30 protein-coding genes are annotated in these 19232 nt (G+C 38.9%); 1 reads left to right on the top strand and 29 read right to left on the bottom strand.

Features of this window, described 5'->3' with window-relative positions; genetic code table 11:
* Positions 1-96 precede the first annotated feature (96 nt).
* Entirely contained in the window at positions 97-375 is a 279-nt protein-coding gene (locus AC3WTP_RS09780) for a hypothetical protein (protein WP_492394404.1), read from the top strand.
* A 50-nt stretch (positions 376-425) separates the two neighbouring features.
* Here AC3WTP_RS09780 and AC3WTP_RS09785 read toward each other — a convergent pair whose 3' ends face one another.
* The 29 genes from AC3WTP_RS09785 to AC3WTP_RS09925 form a co-directional block, all read right to left on the bottom strand.
* Entirely contained in the window at positions 426-1271 is an 846-nt protein-coding gene (locus AC3WTP_RS09785) for an alpha/beta fold hydrolase (RefSeq protein ID WP_492394405.1), read from the bottom strand.
* Positions 1264-1599 carry a hypothetical protein gene (locus tag AC3WTP_RS09790; protein ID WP_492394406.1) on the bottom strand — a complete coding sequence of 112 codons (336 nt, stop codon included), beginning with the start codon at positions 1597-1599 and terminating at the stop codon, positions 1264-1266. The genes AC3WTP_RS09785 and AC3WTP_RS09790 overlap by 8 nt, the downstream gene beginning before the upstream one ends.
* An 18-nt stretch (positions 1600-1617) precedes the next feature.
* Positions 1618-2091: a DUF4362 domain-containing protein gene (locus tag AC3WTP_RS09795; protein ID WP_492394407.1), complete on the bottom strand. Its 474-nt coding sequence runs from the start codon at positions 2089-2091 to the stop codon at positions 1618-1620.
* Between the two features lie 114 nt (positions 2092-2205).
* Positions 2206-2784, bottom strand: a complete 579-nt coding sequence (locus AC3WTP_RS09800) for a GNAT family N-acetyltransferase (RefSeq protein ID WP_492394408.1) — start codon at positions 2782-2784, stop codon at positions 2206-2208.
* Positions 2768-3226 (bottom strand): GyrI-like domain-containing protein, encoded by a 459-nt coding sequence (locus AC3WTP_RS09805; protein ID WP_492394409.1) that lies wholly within the window; start codon positions 3224-3226, stop codon positions 2768-2770. Before AC3WTP_RS09805 ends, AC3WTP_RS09800 begins: the two co-directional genes overlap by 17 nt.
* A gap of 90 nt (positions 3227-3316) precedes the next feature.
* Positions 3317-3970: a nucleotidyltransferase domain-containing protein gene (locus tag AC3WTP_RS09810; protein ID WP_492394410.1), complete on the bottom strand. Its 654-nt coding sequence runs from the start codon at positions 3968-3970 to the stop codon at positions 3317-3319.
* 59 nt (positions 3971-4029) lie between these two features.
* Entirely contained in the window at positions 4030-4320 is a 291-nt protein-coding gene (locus AC3WTP_RS09815; RefSeq protein ID WP_492394411.1) for an antibiotic biosynthesis monooxygenase family protein, read from the bottom strand.
* A gap of 54 nt (positions 4321-4374) precedes the next feature.
* Complete coding sequence (locus AC3WTP_RS09820; RefSeq protein ID WP_492394412.1) at positions 4375-4926, bottom strand: GNAT family N-acetyltransferase; 552 nt, start codon at positions 4924-4926, stop codon at positions 4375-4377.
* Positions 4927-4942: 16 nt separating this feature from the next.
* Entirely contained in the window at positions 4943-5845 is a 903-nt protein-coding gene (locus AC3WTP_RS09825) for a polysaccharide deacetylase family protein (RefSeq protein ID WP_492394413.1), read from the bottom strand.
* A 22-nt stretch (positions 5846-5867) separates the two neighbouring features.
* The gene (locus AC3WTP_RS09830; RefSeq protein ID WP_492394414.1) at positions 5868-6836 is read right to left on the bottom strand and encodes a GNAT family N-acetyltransferase; all 969 of its coding nucleotides are present in this window, start codon (positions 6834-6836) and stop codon (positions 5868-5870) included.
* Between the two features lie 101 nt (positions 6837-6937).
* Positions 6938-7519 (bottom strand): copper amine oxidase N-terminal domain-containing protein, encoded by a 582-nt coding sequence (locus AC3WTP_RS09835; protein ID WP_492394415.1) that lies wholly within the window; start codon positions 7517-7519, stop codon positions 6938-6940.
* Between the two features lie 10 nt (positions 7520-7529).
* A complete protein-coding gene (locus tag AC3WTP_RS09840) occupies positions 7530-8000 on the bottom strand; it encodes a DinB family protein (protein WP_492394416.1) in 471 nt (156 codons plus the stop codon).
* 481 nt (positions 8001-8481) lie between these two features.
* Complete coding sequence (locus tag AC3WTP_RS09845; RefSeq protein WP_492394417.1) at positions 8482-8904, bottom strand: DUF1801 domain-containing protein; 423 nt, start codon at positions 8902-8904, stop codon at positions 8482-8484.
* Between the two features lie 77 nt (positions 8905-8981).
* Complete coding sequence (locus AC3WTP_RS09850) at positions 8982-9326, bottom strand: DUF4181 domain-containing protein (RefSeq protein WP_492394418.1); 345 nt, start codon at positions 9324-9326, stop codon at positions 8982-8984.
* Positions 9327-9328: 2 nt separating this feature from the next.
* Positions 9329-9892, bottom strand: a complete 564-nt coding sequence (locus AC3WTP_RS09855; protein ID WP_492394419.1) for a YdcF family protein — start codon at positions 9890-9892, stop codon at positions 9329-9331.
* A 58-nt stretch (positions 9893-9950) separates the two neighbouring features.
* Positions 9951-10856: an aminoglycoside phosphotransferase family protein gene (locus AC3WTP_RS09860; protein WP_492394420.1), complete on the bottom strand. Its 906-nt coding sequence runs from the start codon at positions 10854-10856 to the stop codon at positions 9951-9953.
* Positions 10857-10895: 39 nt separating this feature from the next.
* On the bottom strand, positions 10896-11291 hold the full coding sequence (locus AC3WTP_RS09865) for a hypothetical protein (protein ID WP_492394421.1): 396 nt from the start codon (positions 11289-11291) through the stop codon (positions 10896-10898).
* 148 nt (positions 11292-11439) lie between these two features.
* The gene (locus AC3WTP_RS09870; protein WP_492394422.1) at positions 11440-12036 is read right to left on the bottom strand and encodes an AAA family ATPase; all 597 of its coding nucleotides are present in this window, start codon (positions 12034-12036) and stop codon (positions 11440-11442) included.
* Positions 12037-12108: 72 nt separating this feature from the next.
* On the bottom strand, positions 12109-12624 hold the full coding sequence (locus tag AC3WTP_RS09875; protein ID WP_492394423.1) for a P-loop nucleotide/nucleoside kinase family protein: 516 nt from the start codon (positions 12622-12624) through the stop codon (positions 12109-12111).
* A gap of 905 nt (positions 12625-13529) precedes the next feature.
* The gene (locus AC3WTP_RS09880; protein WP_492394424.1) at positions 13530-13961 is read right to left on the bottom strand and encodes an NUDIX hydrolase; all 432 of its coding nucleotides are present in this window, start codon (positions 13959-13961) and stop codon (positions 13530-13532) included.
* A 30-nt stretch (positions 13962-13991) separates the two neighbouring features.
* On the bottom strand, positions 13992-14519 hold the full coding sequence (locus AC3WTP_RS09885) for a DNA topology modulation protein (RefSeq protein ID WP_492394425.1): 528 nt from the start codon (positions 14517-14519) through the stop codon (positions 13992-13994).
* Positions 14520-14564: 45 nt separating this feature from the next.
* On the bottom strand, positions 14565-15179 hold the full coding sequence (locus tag AC3WTP_RS09890) for a histidine phosphatase family protein (RefSeq protein WP_492394426.1): 615 nt from the start codon (positions 15177-15179) through the stop codon (positions 14565-14567).
* 46 nt (positions 15180-15225) lie between these two features.
* The gene (locus AC3WTP_RS09895) at positions 15226-15714 is read right to left on the bottom strand and encodes a GyrI-like domain-containing protein (protein WP_492394427.1); all 489 of its coding nucleotides are present in this window, start codon (positions 15712-15714) and stop codon (positions 15226-15228) included.
* 125 nt (positions 15715-15839) lie between these two features.
* A complete protein-coding gene (locus AC3WTP_RS09900) occupies positions 15840-16340 on the bottom strand; it encodes a GNAT family N-acetyltransferase (protein WP_492394428.1) in 501 nt (166 codons plus the stop codon).
* Positions 16341-16382: 42 nt separating this feature from the next.
* Complete coding sequence (locus AC3WTP_RS09905; protein WP_492394429.1) at positions 16383-17039, bottom strand: hypothetical protein; 657 nt, start codon at positions 17037-17039, stop codon at positions 16383-16385.
* On the bottom strand, positions 17036-17596 hold the full coding sequence (locus tag AC3WTP_RS09910; RefSeq protein ID WP_492394430.1) for a M23 family metallopeptidase: 561 nt from the start codon (positions 17594-17596) through the stop codon (positions 17036-17038). Before AC3WTP_RS09910 ends, AC3WTP_RS09905 begins: the two co-directional genes overlap by 4 nt.
* Positions 17597-17659: 63 nt before the next feature.
* Complete coding sequence (locus AC3WTP_RS09915) at positions 17660-18070, bottom strand: hypothetical protein (RefSeq protein ID WP_492394431.1); 411 nt, start codon at positions 18068-18070, stop codon at positions 17660-17662.
* A 23-nt stretch (positions 18071-18093) separates the two neighbouring features.
* Positions 18094-18636, bottom strand: a complete 543-nt coding sequence (locus AC3WTP_RS09920; RefSeq protein WP_492394432.1) for a DUF6998 domain-containing protein — start codon at positions 18634-18636, stop codon at positions 18094-18096.
* Between the two features lie 199 nt (positions 18637-18835).
* Positions 18836-19225 carry a hypothetical protein gene (locus tag AC3WTP_RS09925; RefSeq protein WP_492394433.1) on the bottom strand — a complete coding sequence of 130 codons (390 nt, stop codon included), beginning with the start codon at positions 19223-19225 and terminating at the stop codon, positions 18836-18838.
* Between the last annotated feature and the right edge of the window lie 7 nt (positions 19226-19232).

Genomic DNA, 19232 nt, shown 5'->3' on the forward strand with positions numbered 1-19232 from the left:
GTTTATTCGAAATGTTCTTGCTTTCTTTGACACAATGGATCATCCATATGTAAAATATTGAGTATACGCTTGATTGATCATAATGGAGGGATTCAATTGGACTTTACATTCATAGACCTATTGTTATTAGCAGTCATCGTTTATTTACTCTTTATGATTACCAAACTTGAAGGCCGTATCAAAAGAATGAACTATACTTTGGACCAGATGGCCAAAGAAATGGGAATCAGTGATAAACTAGTAAACAGCTATTTGCGCAAGCTGCTGCAAGAAGGCCATGAGGTTGAAGCCGTTAAAGAGGTTAGAGACACACTAGGACTGTCTTTAATAGAAGCCAAACAATATGTTGACGCTTTAAAGCTTGAGAATAAATAATCCTTAAGCTCGTTTCATTCCGTCCGATCGGAATTACTCGGCTTGTCGACTCAATAGCTAAGCTCTTCCAGCAACAGCTTCACAAATGTATCCCTCGCATGCCGTTCTGTCCATGGTTTATGCCCGCATTTCTCTAACAGGGTGTAATGGAAGGATTGGACAGTTCTTGCAAGAGGTTCAATCACCCCTTCAACTGGATGTGGATCATAATCTCCATGAAATACGGATACAGGACACTTTATATTAGCGGTCAGCTGTAATAATTGACCACTCTTTCTTAGTGCACTCGCTTCCTGCCATATACGATCGTGCATGTAGAAGTTAACCTCAGTCCGTTCTGCCCCGTCTGGGAAGATAGGGTCGTAACCATCTACGTTACTAATAAGCTGGCCTAATTGCTTTAAGATGTCATCTTTATGTATGTCCTGTTGAAGAAGCTTCTGCTGCAGCTCTCTAAAGGCCTGCATTTCTTCCTCACTCATACGTTTGAATCGAGTCGCCATAATCTCTGATGCATAAGACTCTTCGAAGGGTCCGCTGCAAACCAGTATGAGTTTCCTAACCTTATCAGGATGTAAAGATGCATATGTGGAACCGAGCCATGCTCCCCAAGAATACCCCACCAATACTACGGGTTCATGGCTGTGTTGTTCGATGAGCTCATTCAACTCTATCACCAGTTCGGAGATTGATGTCTTCGTCTGCAAGGCCTCTATGATTCCGATTGAAGCAGATAGTGTCTTCGCCAGTGGTTCCATTTCGCCTATAGCACCTGGTCCGCCGTGCAACAGTATCGTTTGATATGGCGGATCGCCATGAACTCCATAATTATTCATAAAATTGCCCACATGCTCCACTTCACGACCATTTTCCTTATTAAAGGTACCTTCATACATGGTTATAATCTCCCGTGATACTCGTCATGATATCACTGTATGCCTCTTCTTCGATAAGAGAATGATCTCTGTGCAGTATGCTGGTGAATGCCTCGTATAGCTTCTGTATCTTGGGCTCCAAATTAATAAGCTGTTGACTATTCTGATACTCTTCTTCATTCTGATAGATCTGTATTTCCTCGATGATTCCTGGCCGTTCCATACTCTCCATGACCATGATCGTGTAATCCGTATATCGTTTGTATATTTCATGAGCCTCTGCGAGCACTCGTCTGTACTCTTCCATTTTATTGAGATCTATCTGATACATATATTTCTTAATGTACATACCTTATCTCCCGAAATATTATTCTTTTGGAAACCAAAACGTGTCGCCAGTATCATTCTTACATTCAGTCAAAACATAATACTCTTGACCATTCTCGCTATTCTTCGTTCCAATCCCCTTACAAGTGGTTGTTGGTCTACCAGTATCAGAACCAAAAGCATCCATAGAATTATCATATGTAAACTGAATAGCATTACCATCAAAAATTAATTCGTAAAAAATAGGGTCTCCTTCATCGGTATATTGAGTAATGCGAATTTGATCTGCTTGATTGTTTTTCACATTCTCAAGAAACTGATTCCATTTATCTAAATTCATATACTTTCCATGGACTCTTACCACATCACCATTTTCAGCTGCTTGTTCTGAACTATAAGGCTCTGTTACTTTTGGGAAACCCAGCTCTTTAATAGGTGAGTCATGTTCACCACTATTACTGCAAGCAGACAACAGTAAAGACGCTAATGCCAACATAATCATATAATTTCTCATCTGATCACCTCACGTTTACAATAACGCTTAATACGTTGTAAATGTTTCAAGATGATGGATTCTTCAAGGCCTCATATACCATGGATGAAGCGTTCCTACGATAGATACAGATAGCTAAACCTCACCTATCACAGTGTCTACATAATCATTCACTCGACATAGCCAGACCATGTGAACAGAATCGGGTCCCCAATAATCCTGAACAACGGTATGGGGTTCGCCAAATTTGCGCGTCCATCTTCTCTGCGCCCGTCGGAAGCCGCTGTCCAAGCAGAACTGCTCAATCCCTTGTTCCTTAAGATGTGTTGCCATAGCTTTAATTAAAGCCGAACCCACACCTTGATCCTGATATTCGGGCAGCACATATAAGCCTCCAAGTTCGCCTACATTATCAAGCTGATTATGAGTGCATGCTTTAACATCTTCACCACACGGGCCATATGAGATTGTACCGATGACTGTCTCATTTCGTTTTGCAAGCAAGAAATGGATCCCCGAATCAGTCTGATCCAGTGATGCATGAAGCAGACTCTTCTTATACTCAATCTCTTGATGAATGTCGTCGATTAATTGGCCGAGACCCTCTTTCTCAAATGCATCCGGAATTGACGTCTCAAAGACTCGATATGCCGCTTCCAGGTCGAATGAGGTGAGAGTGCATAGAGTTACATTAGATCTATTTGATGGTGTCATACAAGTCCACCTCAAGATCACTAGTCTCTCCATTTCCCCATTCACTAGAGATCTCTAGATGCCAAGCTCTATGCATTCTTTCGAGATTATTGGCTTCGATCCAAGCATGCAGTTGTTCATACGTGTTTCTGATTTCAACATTTGGACCCTTGTGTGTAAGGACTGCATATTTTTGTTTAGGGACAACCAATGAAACCATGCCTTCTGGAACTAGATTAATCTCGCTTACCTCCACACAGACCCAATAACCGTCTTCCTCTTCTGAGAAATCTCCAACCACAAATGCACCAATTAGCCTTGTTGGTCTTACGGCATTCTGAACCTCGATCAGCCTTTCTTTAAGCGTCAGAGTTGCCTTTGGAATTTCATGGACATACTGATCTCCTGGACACACTACTCTGATTCCAACCAACTTCATTTCGTTAAGTTCGACGATCCTCACAAGATCCACCCTTCCCGCTTCCGCATACGCTCATTTTCCTGTAACAATCCCATTCGATCATCTCCGCAGTACCCTATAACAATCACAATGTCACAATTTCTGCAGCCACGGATGGTCTCCTCTGTGCACGACTTCAAGAGCTTGCTTCAACCATAGCTTCTGCTCATCGTTAAGGTAAGATAGGACCATATTGAAATCATGATGATGATCCTCGGAATCAGGTCCGTGCAGATAGGTTGATTTATAGAGGAGTACCATTTCCGGAGATAATAAACGATGTCCGTGCCTTACAACAATCGCCTGATCCAGGCTCCTTTTTATGTCTTCATTTCGTGAATAATAGAAGTCATCGCGATCCCTACGATTAAATAGAAATTCAACATAATTAAAACCATGCTGTTCCTCATTGGCAAATGTGAATCGATACTTATGTTCACCTAACGGTTCTAGGTGACAGCGTGTTTCACTCCTTGTAAAGCAGAATAAATTGCGCTTCTCGCGGCTATCCGTTGTAAACAACTCATGTATGATCCCGCCACCGCATGCTTCAAAGACTCTCCAACCTGCGTTTAGCATGTAAGCAATGATTGTGCCTCGATCTTCCCAATACACAGCTATATCGATGTCTTTATGCGATCTCGTGTCCCGTCCGATATACAAATCTATTGCTCCGCCGCCGCATACAGCCCAATCGAAGCTAGCATGTTCCAAAAATGCTCTCACTTGCGAAATGATATGATGCATTGTAGTCTACTCCTCCAGGTAGGTGTCATGAATAAGAATTCGCTCAAGGTTCGAAGGGCTTAGAATATTCTTGTATAATGTTCAACGATCGGGAATGGATCATAATAATGATGCAGCAGCGCCTTCCACTCCTGATATTCGCGCGAGCCTCGAAAGCCTATGGTGTGATCCTCTATCGTTTCCCATTTTACTAATAACAAGTATTTATGCTCATCCTCCATACACTTTTGTAGCTCATGATCGATATAGCCTTTCATTCCTGTTATAATCACGGATGCCTGTCTAAAGCTCTCTTCGAATGGTTCAGTCAGTCCCGATTTGACTTGCAATACTGCTGCTTCAAGTATCATTGGCATGCATCCTTTGTTATATAAGATCCAAAAAGACTGCTTCTACAGCTTGCTTCATGGTTCATCCCCCAATTCCGTGTTCGAGTTGTATTCATGCTCTAATATCGAGAATAGATACGAATCAAGGTACTTCCCTCTGTGCCACAAATGTTCCCGTAGATGCCCCTCCTGCTTCATGCCAATCTTCATTAACACATTCGCTGACCCCTTATTCATTGGTCTACATGTAGCGAACACCCGATGCACGTTGAAGGTTTCATATCCAAGCTTTAACATGGCTCTTGCCGCCTCAGTAGCATAACCGTTGCCCCAATATTCTTGGTTGAAGCAGTACCCGATCTCAGCATTACGACCCATGATGTAGATTCCACAGCCGCCTATTAGCTGATTCGTCTCCTTCAATATGACTGCGAATTCATAATCGGTCCGCTCTGGGGCTTGCTGCTTCATAATCTGCTGCTCAATGTAAGCTTGTGTATCCACTTCGCTATTGGGTCCCCAGGTCATATATTTCGTTACTTCACTATGGGATGCGTATACGTGCACGTCCTTCCAATCCTCCATAGTTAGTTCACGGATCCTTAATCTGTTAGTTTCTAATTGCATAGCACAACGCCTCCGCTTATCTAGATTCCATCTTATTTGTTCGATATAGGTCTCTAATCTCTTTCCAGGTGATGACGCTGATCCCCTCTTGCTGAATGAAAGACCATACCTCAGGGTCCGTAAATAATCTATATTCCATCACTCTCTTCATATTGCTTGATGCTGGACTCGATCCATCACTATTCCTCTCACTAGTTTCGGGATGAATGACGATCTGAGTAATCCCGGGCTTTATATCCTTTATGGCCTTCATCATCATCGCTTTGTAGCTTTCATAGGTTTCGCCTTCTTGATGCTGATAGGGAGGGGTGATCATGTCGTCGATTAACGGAATATTTCGATCGTCAGCCAGTTGAATGATTTGAGAGAAACGAGCTTTCTGTTCATTGGTGAAAAAGCTCTGCTCTACAATATTTCTAGGAAACAGAAATGGCAGCCCATACATCTCACATATATCAAATACAACATCTATGAAATCACGCCCCGTCATTAGTCCCAGTAAGCTCCCTTGATGATTATCTAAGTGCGTAGGGTCTATTCCAAGAGAAATAGCTTTCTCGATCTGAGATTGCAGTTCAAGCCTAACTTGTTCTCTGTCGGCCTTCATCTCAACTTCATACGAATCTGAATGGAAATATCCGTTTTCGTTAACTAAGCTGTCGACTCGATCTGATGGACTGACCGGTTGATGTGCTCCTGTAAGTGTCAGATGAATCCCCACTTGTGGGTTGTGCAGCTTATTACATAACTCAGCAGCCTCTTGCACATCATCAGCAGGTACAATCAGTGATGCCGATATCTTCTCGTTTGATTGCATTAGGTCATAAATAGCTTCATTGGCTCGTCTATTGATGCCATAATCATCAGCATTGATGATTATTAACCGTTCACTCTTCGAATATCCTAATCTAGTATGCACGTATGTCCTCCTCAACAACGAACTATAACTTTTTTACCATTCTGTAGTTCCCAGGCACGGCTATAAATTGGAGTTGATCTCTGTTGATTCTCAGCATGGGCTTATTCAAAGAATCATTGTTGGTGCGCATGTATTTCATGTCCAGATTCAAGGCAAGTTCGATACTTTTCAGTTTAAGAGTTAGGCCTATGCCTTGCCCCCGATACTCTTTCTTTACCCCCGTATATTCGTGATACACACTCTGTGTTGATGGATGATGGAGCAGATGTACAACCCCGATATAGCAGTCTTGATTCATCGCTATCAGCACATATTCTGGCTTAGATCCCGGCAACTCTAAAGTCCACTTTCTCCACTCGTTGAAATCGAAGAACTCTCCATCGAAGCCAGGGATGTCACAACTGGTCTCTTTGTATAATTCGTATAGCTTCAGCTCTTTATCAGCATCCTTGATTTCGGATAGAGGAAGAATCGTTAACTCTTGGTTCATATCATTAAGCTTATTCCGATCAAACGAGGAGAGATCCAAGACAGATTCATAGGAATGTCTCTCGACCTCATACCCCATCTTCTTGGCAAATGCTACTGCACATTCCGCATCATCACGGACTTCATAACACAACTCACTTGCTCCGTTGCTGCTTGCCCATTGCTTTAAGCGGTTATAAAGTTCAGTGCCTATCCCTTGATTGCGATGGCTCGGTGCAACAACAAGTGTATGATTCAACTTACCTGCAGCAGTCCACGGCGCTCTCCATGAGATCCCGTAACCTACTAGTTTATCGTCCTCATGGACAGCCACTATCCGATATCGATCGAACCCGGTTAATAATCCCGCTTCATTCTTCCCCAGCATTCCTGTGGACGGAATCTTGGAGTCCTCATCCGCAAGTTTCTCTGCATCTGTCTGTTCAGACAAAATAGTGTTGAGCAAATCAGCGATCTGTCCGTAGTCTTCTGGAATGTGTATGTTTCGAATCGTAATCGTCATTTCGGCCCCCCTGGAAATAAGATATATGTAAGAAAGACCAAGTGCTGCGAACACTTGGCCTTTACAATTAGCTAGGATGGCTTTTACCACCGACATGAATTTTATATCTCAACATTTATAGAGTTTTTGTCTTGATCAAATGTTATGTTTGCTCCAAGCCCCTCAACGATTAACCTAATCGGAGCATAATTAGTGTTATTTATGATGATCAATTTATCTGACTTTGTATCCAATACAACTTTCTTCTTCTCTCTAGTAATTGATATTGTAGAATCAGATTCATTCCATTCGACTACCGCTCCTAATGAATCTGCTACCTCTCTTATAGGGAAATAATTGCTGTTATCTTTCATTATTGGACTGACTTTCAATTTTACTTCTTTGTTATTAACAAAGTACTTAACTGTAGACTTAGCGTATTGAGGGCTTGAACTCTTCTTGTTAGCTGAAGATGAACTACTGCTCGATGATTTACTATTGTCGCTGGACGAACTATTGCTGCTGCCTGAAGATTTACCAGAGTTATGATAGTGATAACCCGTACACAGACCTTTTTCCTGAGATTTTTTCGAACAGTTGTGTCCACCATTCGAATCCGTTCTTCCTGAATGTGCTGACATCGTAGTTGAAAACGCAAGCATAAACACAAAAGCTAATAATACTACCTTGTTAAGAAACTTCACATTATCCCTCCTAGGATTTTATCAATCTCGCGATCTGCTTTTTGTGGTGTTTGTCATGAGGTATAAATCCTCTTAAATATTTCCGGATACTAAACTTCTTCTTATCGCCATCCACATATTCTTTGATGTATTCCTCTTCACTTAGCTCTGAAATATCATTAATAATCTTCGATCTATACTCCACAAATTGATCAAGGATTGATTTCTTGGATTGAGTCATGGCGTATTCTACTGCATTAGCATTGAATTCATTGAAATTCAGATGTCTAACCGTTAAGGGTTTTCCCCGCTTGATCTTTGCAATTGCTTCTTCATAAAAATACTTATCCCACAACATGATATGGCAGATAACGTCCTTCAACGTCCATTTTCCTTCAGATAGGGGTGAGTTCCATAGACTTTCTTCCAGATCATCTAATGTTATGACAAATGGAATAAATGACTTAAACTCTTCTATCATTTCTGCATTGGTCTTTGCCATTCATCATCACGTCTCCTATAGGATTGATATTTACCCTAGTGTTTTAACTCCATTTAATATCTGTCTCTGAATATTGATAGATCAATAACGATATCATGGAAACGCACACCAGAACATTCACTATCGGTAAATCGTTAGTAGCCTGATTTATTTTAATGATACATAGGAGAATCGAATATACAGTTATAGATTGGAAAATATGCTTCTTATATTCATCATTCGCATTTCTAGATATAGCTATGAGAGAAAAGAAAAACCCAAGGACCAAACCACTAATCATAAGCATCATTACATCATCTACCTTATCATGTGATTACACTGCCATCTTGATTAATCTAACATCCCTATATTCGCGAAATGCCCGACCTTAGATAGCTCCTATCTTAGGCGGGAGGCTTGTTGGTTGAGACACTTCCATAATTATACACTTGTCAAATAAAGGGTGGAAGCCCCTCGGCGTGAAAAGGTACTTATTTAACCATTAATGATTGGGATAGGTCTCATTCAGGAACGTGACGGATTGCTTTATTAATTCTTTTAATATCTCTACATCAATATCTGCAATTTTATTGACATATACACACGCTTTAGCTGGGGTATGTTTCCCCAATTTCTTAAGTAATTCCTCTCGACCTGTATCACCAGTTGCAAAATACAGACTAATTTTTGCCTTCCGAGGTGAGAAGGCAGCTAGCGGTGCATCGCCCTCATGACCGGACTCATATTTATAATGGTATTTTCCGAATCCAATGATGCTTGGTCCCCACATCTTCGCTTCATAACCTGTCGCTTCCGTAAAAATATCTAATAATCGATACGCGTCTTCACGTTTTTTAAGGTTTTCAACATTTTCAATAAACTCAATGACACTGCTATCAGTTTGTTTTGTCTTCACTTCATACATGTATAGAAGCTCTCCTTCACTTAGCTTGTTGTATACGTATTTCAGGCCTCCGCCTGATATTTTTATTTCCCATATCATTAGTAAAGATAATAAACCATAGTTACTCCAATGAGTAGCACAATAAGCGATACAATGTATTGTTTCGAACCCTTTAGATACTTCCAATCTATAAAGGACTGAAAGCCAAGTGCAGCAATGATTAGTATCATCCAAAACCACTTTATAGCCTTGCCTTCTACGCTATCAATAGCAATGATAACAAAGTAAGTAGTCATACTAATGACTGCTAGAACAACCTTCCCCCATAGACTAATATCCTTGCCTTCTTCTGCAATTTCTTCTTTTTCGGTTCCAACAATCCACAATCTTAATAGTATGCGAGAAAAAATGAGAACTATTAATATGAATACAATTGCACCCACTATTAAATCTCCCCTTTAATCCAGTTCGGAATATGGTGTGCGAAGTATTGACCCACTTTGATTAGCTCATTCATTACAGTTCTGATCTTCTGTTCTTCCATGAACCAATTATCTTTTGTTATTCCCGTCTTATCCGTGACAGGGCTTACATAATAACGGGTTTCTCTTGGAAAATAGACTTGGTAAGTAAGCAAAGCGCGTCTTGCATGATAACATTTGCTCACTAATATTGCCTTTTGAGGATGAATTCGATGCCGTTGAAGTACTTCCCATGACAGTCTAGCATTTTCAAATGTATTCGTTGCCTGATCTTCCCGTAATATCGCATCTTCAGGTACTCCAAGACCTACCCCAATGTCGCGTAGGAATTCCCACTCTGTTGTCTCGACTTTTGCTGTAGGTCCGCCGGACGGCAAAATATAGGGTGCCATCTTTCGGTGGTATAATTCTGCTGCCCTTTCCATTAGCTGCGGCTGGCTTCCACCAGGAATTAAGATGACATCTGCTGGCTCAATATTAGTTTCAAAAAACATGAATTCGGTTATGCAATCAAATGGATATGCCATGGATCCACATCCTATTCTCGTTCATATTTCATGCGAATGCATCTTCTGTCGAAATGCCCTAACGACCAAGGATCATCAACTCTTTACCATATGGGCTAATATCTTTTGCTGTGAAAAAGTGATTCAAATGCCACAATACATCATTACTTTCATATCCGATGAGTGCCCATCTTATTGATGATACATTAGCATAGAATCTTGACCTATCCATAAATGAGTCCATACCCTCGTAGTACTTACCCATTTCCTCAGTAAATCCCTCGCCTAATGTATCTAGAACAACACCGACATCGTGAGCAGGATCACCATATCCAGCCACACCGAAATCAATTATTCCAACAACTCGGTTTGATTCTTCTATGATGTGGTATGGAGCCAAATCCCCGTGTATTAATGTCGGACTGTAATCAAGGAAATCACTGCACTTAAATATAGGACTAAATATATGTTGAATGCACTCTCTGACATAGCTCTTCATATGAGGGAACAGTTTGGCTTCGATTCTTGAATACAGATCCATATATGACTCTCGTGTTCCATTACCAGGAAACGGACTAATATTATTTTCTTCAACGATACTCATCGGAATGGAATGCAGCTGATATAAAAATCGACCAAGTTGTTCCGCGGTCTGATCTTGAAGGTCCTCGGGCAGACTCAATATATTACTCCTATAAATGGGATTCCCCTTAATATAGGAATACCTTGAAACTCCTTCATCAATCATTTCCAGATTCGGTACGGGCATGTCAACAAACTGTTTAACAATCTGAAGCACCTTGTATTCGTTGGATAATAGACTTTTACTAAAATCATGCTTTGCAAATCGAAATACATCATGATCATTAATTACGATGACATCATTATGAAGGCCGTCTGTAAGATTGGCTTGAATGTCCTTGATTTCGAGATTAGGGTATTTTTCTTCAATGTATGTTTTGTATTTGGATAGTTGTTCTCCCATGATTACCTCTGCAAATTTTTATAGTCTATAGTTGCTCACTTACTTTTCAATTATGATCCCAAAATGATAGGAAGCTGTATTCTTTTCGTCCCATTCTGCAGACAGTCTATATTGATAGTATCCCGGAGATAGCGGTAATGAATATTTTCTACCGTTGCTATTTAGTTGTTCTTGAGTACCGTCAGGATTATTTCTAATGAATATCAATTTCTCCGGTTTTATCGAAAATTCAACTTCAATCTCACTATCAGAGTTAAGCGTGATGGCATCATCTTTTATTTGTTCATTAAATGTATCCGGATGAGGCGGATCACCGCAGATTCCTTGTTCTGAATTGGTTCCAAACCAGCAGTATTGTCCAATTTGATACTCAATAACTTTCTCATCGACTGTAATGATCGGTTTAATGAGTTCATCTGGTAATTGTTTTTCCATTGTGACGTTGTGGCAAGAAGTTATTATAGTAATTAAGAGAAGCAATATGCTTATTCTAATGAATCTCAGAAATATCACCTCTGCAATGTAATTACGTTGTTAACTGATGCCATTACCTGTCTTCGAATTAACTTATAGCTCCTTTATTTCAATTCATAAATCGGAGTTGCTTTAGTTGTGTGATCATCTTGTCATATTTCTTTTTGAATTTCCCCCTGTTATCAGGTAACAGACTGATATTTAATGTAGATGCTATATGTGTCACGACATCATCGATTGTCATATGATCTGTATCGAGGCGGAACTCAAATATGTGATTTGACAGACCCTCAATGCATCTTTTAATTTGTTGGGCAGGCCATGAATTTCTTCCTTCGCCTCTGCTTCGCAATCTTTTCAGCAAGACTTCTTCCGAAGCACATAATGCAAAATGATGAACGGTTACGCCATCTCTTCTTAATTTGCCGACGATCTCATCAAAGTATTGAGGGTTAACGATGGTCATTGGAACTATAATGGTCCCATCATTATGATCGTTCAAATATTTTAGCGTAGTATAGTTAATTTCACGCCATATCGGATAATCTTGAAAGTCACTTAGCTTAATCCCAGTGGGAATATTCTTCTGTAGGAAGAACCCTGCATTTTCAGGATCGTAAATAAATGAATTCGGGACTCTTCTTTGTAATTCATGAGCAGCCTGAGTTTTTCCAGCCCCAAATGCTCCATTTATCCATATGATCACAATAGTCACCTCCGAAATGCATCTGTTGGACCGCTTAAATCTTATAGTTATATTTCATAAAATAGTTTGAAATTACTTCAAAACAAATACCTTAACTTGAACAATCAATGATTCTATTGAATTAACTGTGTCTACTAAACATTCCCCTTCAAGAATTTCGGTTTTGATGTCCTTATAATGTTCTTTTAGTTCGGATAGATTAGTTATTAGTTGATTAGGCAATGGATTAATACTTCGTTCGGCTAGTCTCTCAGCCCAGATGGACTCATCACTACATGTACAAAGAATCGTTATTAATTCCCCGCCTCTTTCCTCAACCCTATTTTTTAGTGTCCGTACGCCATCAACATTATTCAGACCGTAATCCAGTATTATCGAGGCATTGGAATCCATAACCGTTTGTAAAAATCGATACAGAAAATCAAAACATATATGATTTCTCTTATCATGTTCGGGTACCAGACCCGCAACCGAATCGTATATGTCATCCTTATGTAAGATAGGGAGTTTGAGTCTCTTACCAAGTTCTTTGGATAAAGTTGTTTTACCTGTTCCAGATTTACCTCTAAATAAGATGATCTTTGACATAATATCTCCTTCAAAATAAATAGTACTTTGGTACTCTAACTAATGGCGAAGAAGAGCTTCAGCAAAAGCAACTCTGTCGAGAGTAGGCGGCGATCCATCTTCAACATCCCAACATACAGTCATTGCAGTTTGTATATAGAGACACTCTCTTAATGTTTCATTGGGAATATGAATGAAAGAATTCAAATCGGGTTAATTTCCATCTATCCGCATACGTCTCAATATCCCTTAATACTTTCTTATAAAAGTCCTCACCAAAATGGCTGATAATCCTCTTAGTTTCATCTTCTGTGAAAGAATAAAATATTGTTATCTCAATCACTCCCCTACCACATGATCTTATCTCCTTCTTGAACACTTCTACCAAATGCTATGTTTTTGTTGAACCATAATAGCTGCCAATATTATGGTTACTGCGTTCACTAAGAAAATATAAAGTTTCTGTTTGAAGCTTAATTTGGTTTTGAAGATCCATCTTATTGATGAACACTCCAATATCGTATTGATAAATACAGCAAGAATAAAACTTGAGATCCACGTACTCCAATGAAAAGTACCGTAATCAAAAATCAACTGTCTAATCGGCCCATATATGAACTCCCATATAATTCCGGATATCGGTAGGAGGAGGGCGCCACAAACTGCAGAAGTCGCATTCATGATCACGCTTACAATTATGGATTTGTATAAATTGAACTGCTTTATCATAGCCCAAATCACTAGTGTTTCAATTACTGTGCTAAGCAGTATGATCTTCCATGAATATACATCCTCTATCATGTACATTGCTGGCCATACAAAATTAGCATACGTTATGGTTGGAAACAAAAAGAAGAAAACAATTGCTACGTAGACTTTTTTCAGAGTTATCATCTTCTTTTCTAGAGTTTTTTTAAATTGTCTTATCAAACCTTCATTCTTATACCTTGCAATGCTTTATTATATAATTCTGGAAGTATTTCTGGATATGTTAATTTGTTTGGTTGTTCATTCATGAATGAAACTTGACCGATCTCCGATTCGGGGGATAAACAGCCAATATCTGTGACATTAGAATAATACAATGCACCGTATGACTCTTCTCCGTTATCACGCTTTACTGAATAAACACATAAAGGACGTAAGTCAAAAGATTGAGCGCCTGTTTCTTCAACTAATTCGCGTTTTGCTGTTTCCTCAATTGTTTCATTTTCTTCTCTTGTTCCACCTGGGCACTCCCATGTATCTCGTTCTTTATGTTTTACATATATCCATTTCTCGTTATATCTTGCCATAATTACGGCATATTTTAGTTTTCTATCATCTACAGTATCAAGCTCATAAAATGAAACCTGCATTCTAATTCACCATCCATTAAGTAAAATAGATCATCTGTTAGTCATCTTATCTTGCTTTATATTTTCCAGAAATAAATTCACATCTTTTAATGATCTGAAAATGATCACATATTTTGTATCGGAATAAGATTCTAGCTTGTTCAGTATCGCTGGTCGTTTCTCTTTTTTATAGTTCCAGATCCATTTGATAAAATCTAAGCTTAATCGTTCCGAACACCCCTCATTTAAGTCTGGTCTTGTTTTGCCGTGATACTGAACTCTTCTCTTACATGCCCTGAATATAGGAATATACCGAGGTAGATCAAAGAAAATGATGGTATCCGCTCTTGCCATTCGAATATCCAAAGTCCCTCCATAATTCCCATCAATAATCCACTCATCTTCTTCTACTAATCGTCTCTGAAAATCATCCCATTCATCTTTGGGCATAGGTATCCAACCAGGCTTCCAATTATAAGCATCCAAATGATGTACAGGCAAATGGGTGATTTCCCCCAACTTACGTGCGAAAGTGGATTTACCTGAACCTCCAGGGCCTATTATCATTACTTGTTTCATTTGTTTATTCTCCGCAGTATCAATATGATGAGTTACTATCAATATTCAATCTAGATGGTTCTTCATATTCATTTCATGAAGCTTCCACCCATCTATTCCCTTCTCGGCCGAGTGCATGCTTGTATTGTCAATGGGATAAAACTCCGACTTATTCGTCCATTCGCGACCGTTCAAATAATAATATAAGACATTAATTACACCGCCATGTGTAACTAGCAGAACATTTGATTCTAGTTCTTGATGTTCGATCTTCATGCATAGTTCATCAAACGATTTACAGATTCTATTATAGAAGTTCATAGGGGTCTCTCCGCCAGGAAAGGGGGTATCCATCTGAAGAGTATTAAAATAAATACCTGGATATTGTACTTCAGCTTCTGTATTAGGCATTCCAGCTAAAAAGCCATTATTCATTTCTCTCCATTCTTCCAGATATGCACCTTTTATATTTAAAGAGCCTTCAATTTCTCTTGTTGTCTCAACTGCACGAGGAAGATCGCTGCTAATAATCGTATTTATTCTGTAATGTCTATCATTATTATGTAGATGATCCCCTAGCTTCTTCGATTGAATAATACCTTGATCAATGAGTCCTCGTTGGCTCCATCCACCACGAAACCCTTCTTCATCCATACCATGTCTGACTAGATATATCTTCAAAGAATTCTCTCCCTCCACTTTAAGTCCCGAAATTTGATAGCTCGGATTAATTCTTATTTATTTTTCCAATGGGGAAATACAGATACAAGTCTCCATTTGTTTCTGAAGGGTTATAATATTCATGTACTGCCCCGACTATTGAATAATTATGATTGGGCAAGTATTCATGGACCATATTAGTAAATATGTCTTGATAGGTTTCTTGGTTGCATTTCACTACGGCATACTTATAGGATGGAATCACCCACTTCGTCCAGCCGGTTGGAGCTTCAGAATCTTCAAGCACTTCACAACCAGCTAAATATTTCCCTTGCTCGTCCCATCGTTCAAAGGATTCGGAGATATCACTCATAGCGCCCCATATCCCGACAATATTACCGGCTTCGTCAGTCTTGGCGAAGTCTCTGATCTCATTAAAGTTGTGGTTTGCTTCCTGCCATAGTGCGGGTATCCAGTTGCTGCCTTCAGAGGATAAGCCTTGTCCTACCTTTCCGATAATGGCAATAGATTCTCTTTCTTCAATATGTACAAGCATAGCGCACGCTCCTATGTAATGGGGATGCCCAAAGTGGTCAAAGATACTCGTACCTTAATGACCATGTTTGGTATGTTCAATTTAACGCTTCTTACCGATTCTTACCACAACATATCTCATTTAGCTTAACACTCAATCCATATATAATGCCGCTCTTCATTGAATCTTTCTATTGTTCCGTTGTTACGCAGAGCAACTTTAATTGAATTGGTGTTATTATTTTGAATGGTAAGCAATACTTTATCAATGTTCATTGATTTCGCTTCTTCAAGCAATAATTTCAATAACATGGCGCCATGCCCTTTTTTTCGTTCACTTGGTCGAATCGCATATCCTACATGTCCGCCTTCTTCTCTTAACTTATCAGTTAAGAAGTGACGCAGCTTACCAAACCCAACTGGATATCCATTTGCATATAACCAATATGTATTTGATGGAACCATCCAATCCTCTAAACCCTCTGCCTTAGAAATAGCTTCACTGCGAATAAGCCATTGTTTGTATTCTTCAAATATTCTTCCATTTGTTGAATTGATAAAACCATTTTCATCTCTCGGTATCTCTTGTAACATCTCATATATATCCATATCATCGTTTATAGTTAATTTCCTTAACTCGTAATTCATGTGCGTTACCTCCTAACCCTCTCTCTAGAATTCCCGACAAGTCTATTTCATTAATTCAATTGCAATTATTTCATTGTTATCTTGGTCTACCAATAAATCGATTACAGGGACAAAACTTGCAACAAACCTTAAAAATAAGGACTCCCTTAATTCATCCTGCAAATACCACCCTGTAGGAATAAGGACCAACTCTTCATCTTCCTCAATAAATTCCCTAAGAATATACTCTTTAATTCCTTCTGTATTAGACATATGTAATGCTTGAATCTTCTCTTGTACGATTCTATAGCGTTGAATTGATCTTTTTGAACTATTCGTCCAATTACCATTCTCAGTCGTTCGATAGAGGTCCTTTACTACTTCTAAAAATTCAGCATTACCATTCTTAAATAGTTTTTTCGATTGTTCTTTAACAAAACGCATATTAATTTTTTCAATTTGATGATCTACCCAAACTAGTTTTATTTCTTGAAAATGTGGAGCTACTTCTTCTAATATCTGCTTCCTTGAACTTTCATTCTTTGTTGGAAGACTAACCATCATACCTTCTGATATCAAAACGCTTCCTGCGATGAATAGCATAGCAATTTCATTGAGATTATCTGCTGGTTCTAGCTCAATTTGTTCGATCTTAAATGGTCTAAGGTTTATTGGTTTGCCTCTATTAATTCGTTTAACTTGAGATAACCATGTAATCATATAGTCAATCCGCCCCTCGAGAAGAAATATCCCTGTTCTCCCAATTCCCTTAGTTGTCGTCCCATAATATTTAAATCAAACCTTATTTGTAGTGGAGTATCTCCTTTCCACGCACCAATATGAATATGGGGATGCCTCGAGTAGCCGTTATTCCCTACTTTGGCTACAACGTCACCTGCTTTAACAGAATCCCCTATACTGACAACTACATCTCTCACATGAGCATAGACAACTTTCACGCCGTCGTTTCTTGTAAATACAATACTACTGGACCTGCTTGGATCAATGGTACCGGGGATATTAGTTTTAGGATTGATATGTATGTCTTCTACTACTCCATCAAATGGTGCAAGGACGTCAGCATACCATCCATACCAATCTTCATTTCGATTTCCATCCCCTGAATATGCTCTCATCCAACCATCCACAAACTTCGTAACCATACAATCTCTCCCGAGAGCATCACCGATGTAAGCATATTGCCCTTCTGGATGTTCCGAACTTGAAAAATCTTGATTATAAACTGGATGAATTAGAACTTCATCAAATTGAGGCATACGTACTCACCCTCCTGAGATTAATGGTTTTAAGAGCAGCGGCCGCACAGCATTAATAAGGTGTTATACGCTATTCGATTCTTCTTCGAGATCACTTTCAATAAACAGTTCTTTAATCGATAGATCTATTTGTCCTACTATTGGTTCTGAATCCGCCCTTAAAATCTCCAATTCATTAACATAACCGTCAACTACGTGCAACATAACCACAACAAGTTCATTTCGTTCTTTGACATGCATTTCTACTGGAACTCGAAATTGATACGGAAACGCTCTCATTTCATGAGAAACATTTAAAGTGATCGTTTGACAACCACAGGTACATCGTCCATTAACTTTTGTATAAGCTAGTTGTTCTTGAAGAATGTCTCTTCCTTTAAATGGTTTACTCAATAATTCACTCAGAATTAATCTCTCTACATTATTGAAATCTCGCTCATTTTCAAACCATTCTTGAAGATGAGAATAATCCATAAACATCCTCATTTCAAAATAAATTAATCCACTTCACCAAATAAGCTTAGAAGATTCCTTTGTTCATTATTGATAATTAATTCTTTACTTATTGAGTTTGGATATATCTCTCCTTGTTCCCACATTGATTTAATTATACTTGTGCCAACTCCTATTTTTACCTTTCTTGATTTTAACGAATCCATAAGTTTTCTAGTATTAAATAAGTACACTCTTTTAATTATCCATGGTGCATGAGATCCCTTTGAAGATCCTAGTGAATAATTCTCCGAACCAGTTAACAGTAAATAGTAATCAGGCAATCCTTTAGGATTCATATCAAGCATTCTTGAATCTTTGGTATACCATTTTATATTTACCGATTGTCCTTTTAGAGCTCCATTTTCAAAATATCCATCTATGCCCTTTGCATTTGCAACTTCTTGAAGCGTAATATTAAAGATTTTTGAAGCTATAAATTCACCAGTATGCCCCAGCATCGCTGGTCGCCCCATTAGTGCAGCAATTTGTCTATCTATTTCATTTTTTTGATTGAGAAGTTGAGCTAATGTTGACAAGTTCACCATTAATATTTCTCCTTTCATTTAAGCACTTAGTGAATTTCATATAACACTCTTGTATCCACGAACCCAAAAGGATTAAGGCGCGAATACGCTGGGTGGGTCCACCACTTAGCCTTGCAGCGAGGCACACCTAAGAGCGTTAGCTACATATCGTAGTTACGTTATTAAGTTATGTCGCTTTTCCTTAGAACTCTTTCCCAAATTATTCTTCAAATAATTCTATTATAAGCCCTCCAAATTCATCATTGGCCTTATAATAGATGTTATTAATTCGATTGGGAATAAAACTTAACTTAAATTCGTCTCCTTCATAAAGCCTTATACTAAAAATATTACCGACGCTTCCTTCTTGATTATCATCAGGCATTAAGGTTATATCCTTCATTTTGCTGATCCATTGTTCAATGACTACTTGATCTTCAATGACTTTTCTTTCCCCAGAAGAACCATCCAACAATTCAATCTTATCTACCTCTGTGATGTTTCCTGGATAGGCCTCAGACAATGATATCGGATTCAAAACAACGGGATCTGGATTGCTCTGACACCCAGTAATAATGATCAGTAAAAAAATAGCCATCACTTGCTTCATGAAATCA

The sequence above is a fragment of the Paenibacillus sp. EB106-04-04-XG159 genome (assembly GCF_058791835.1).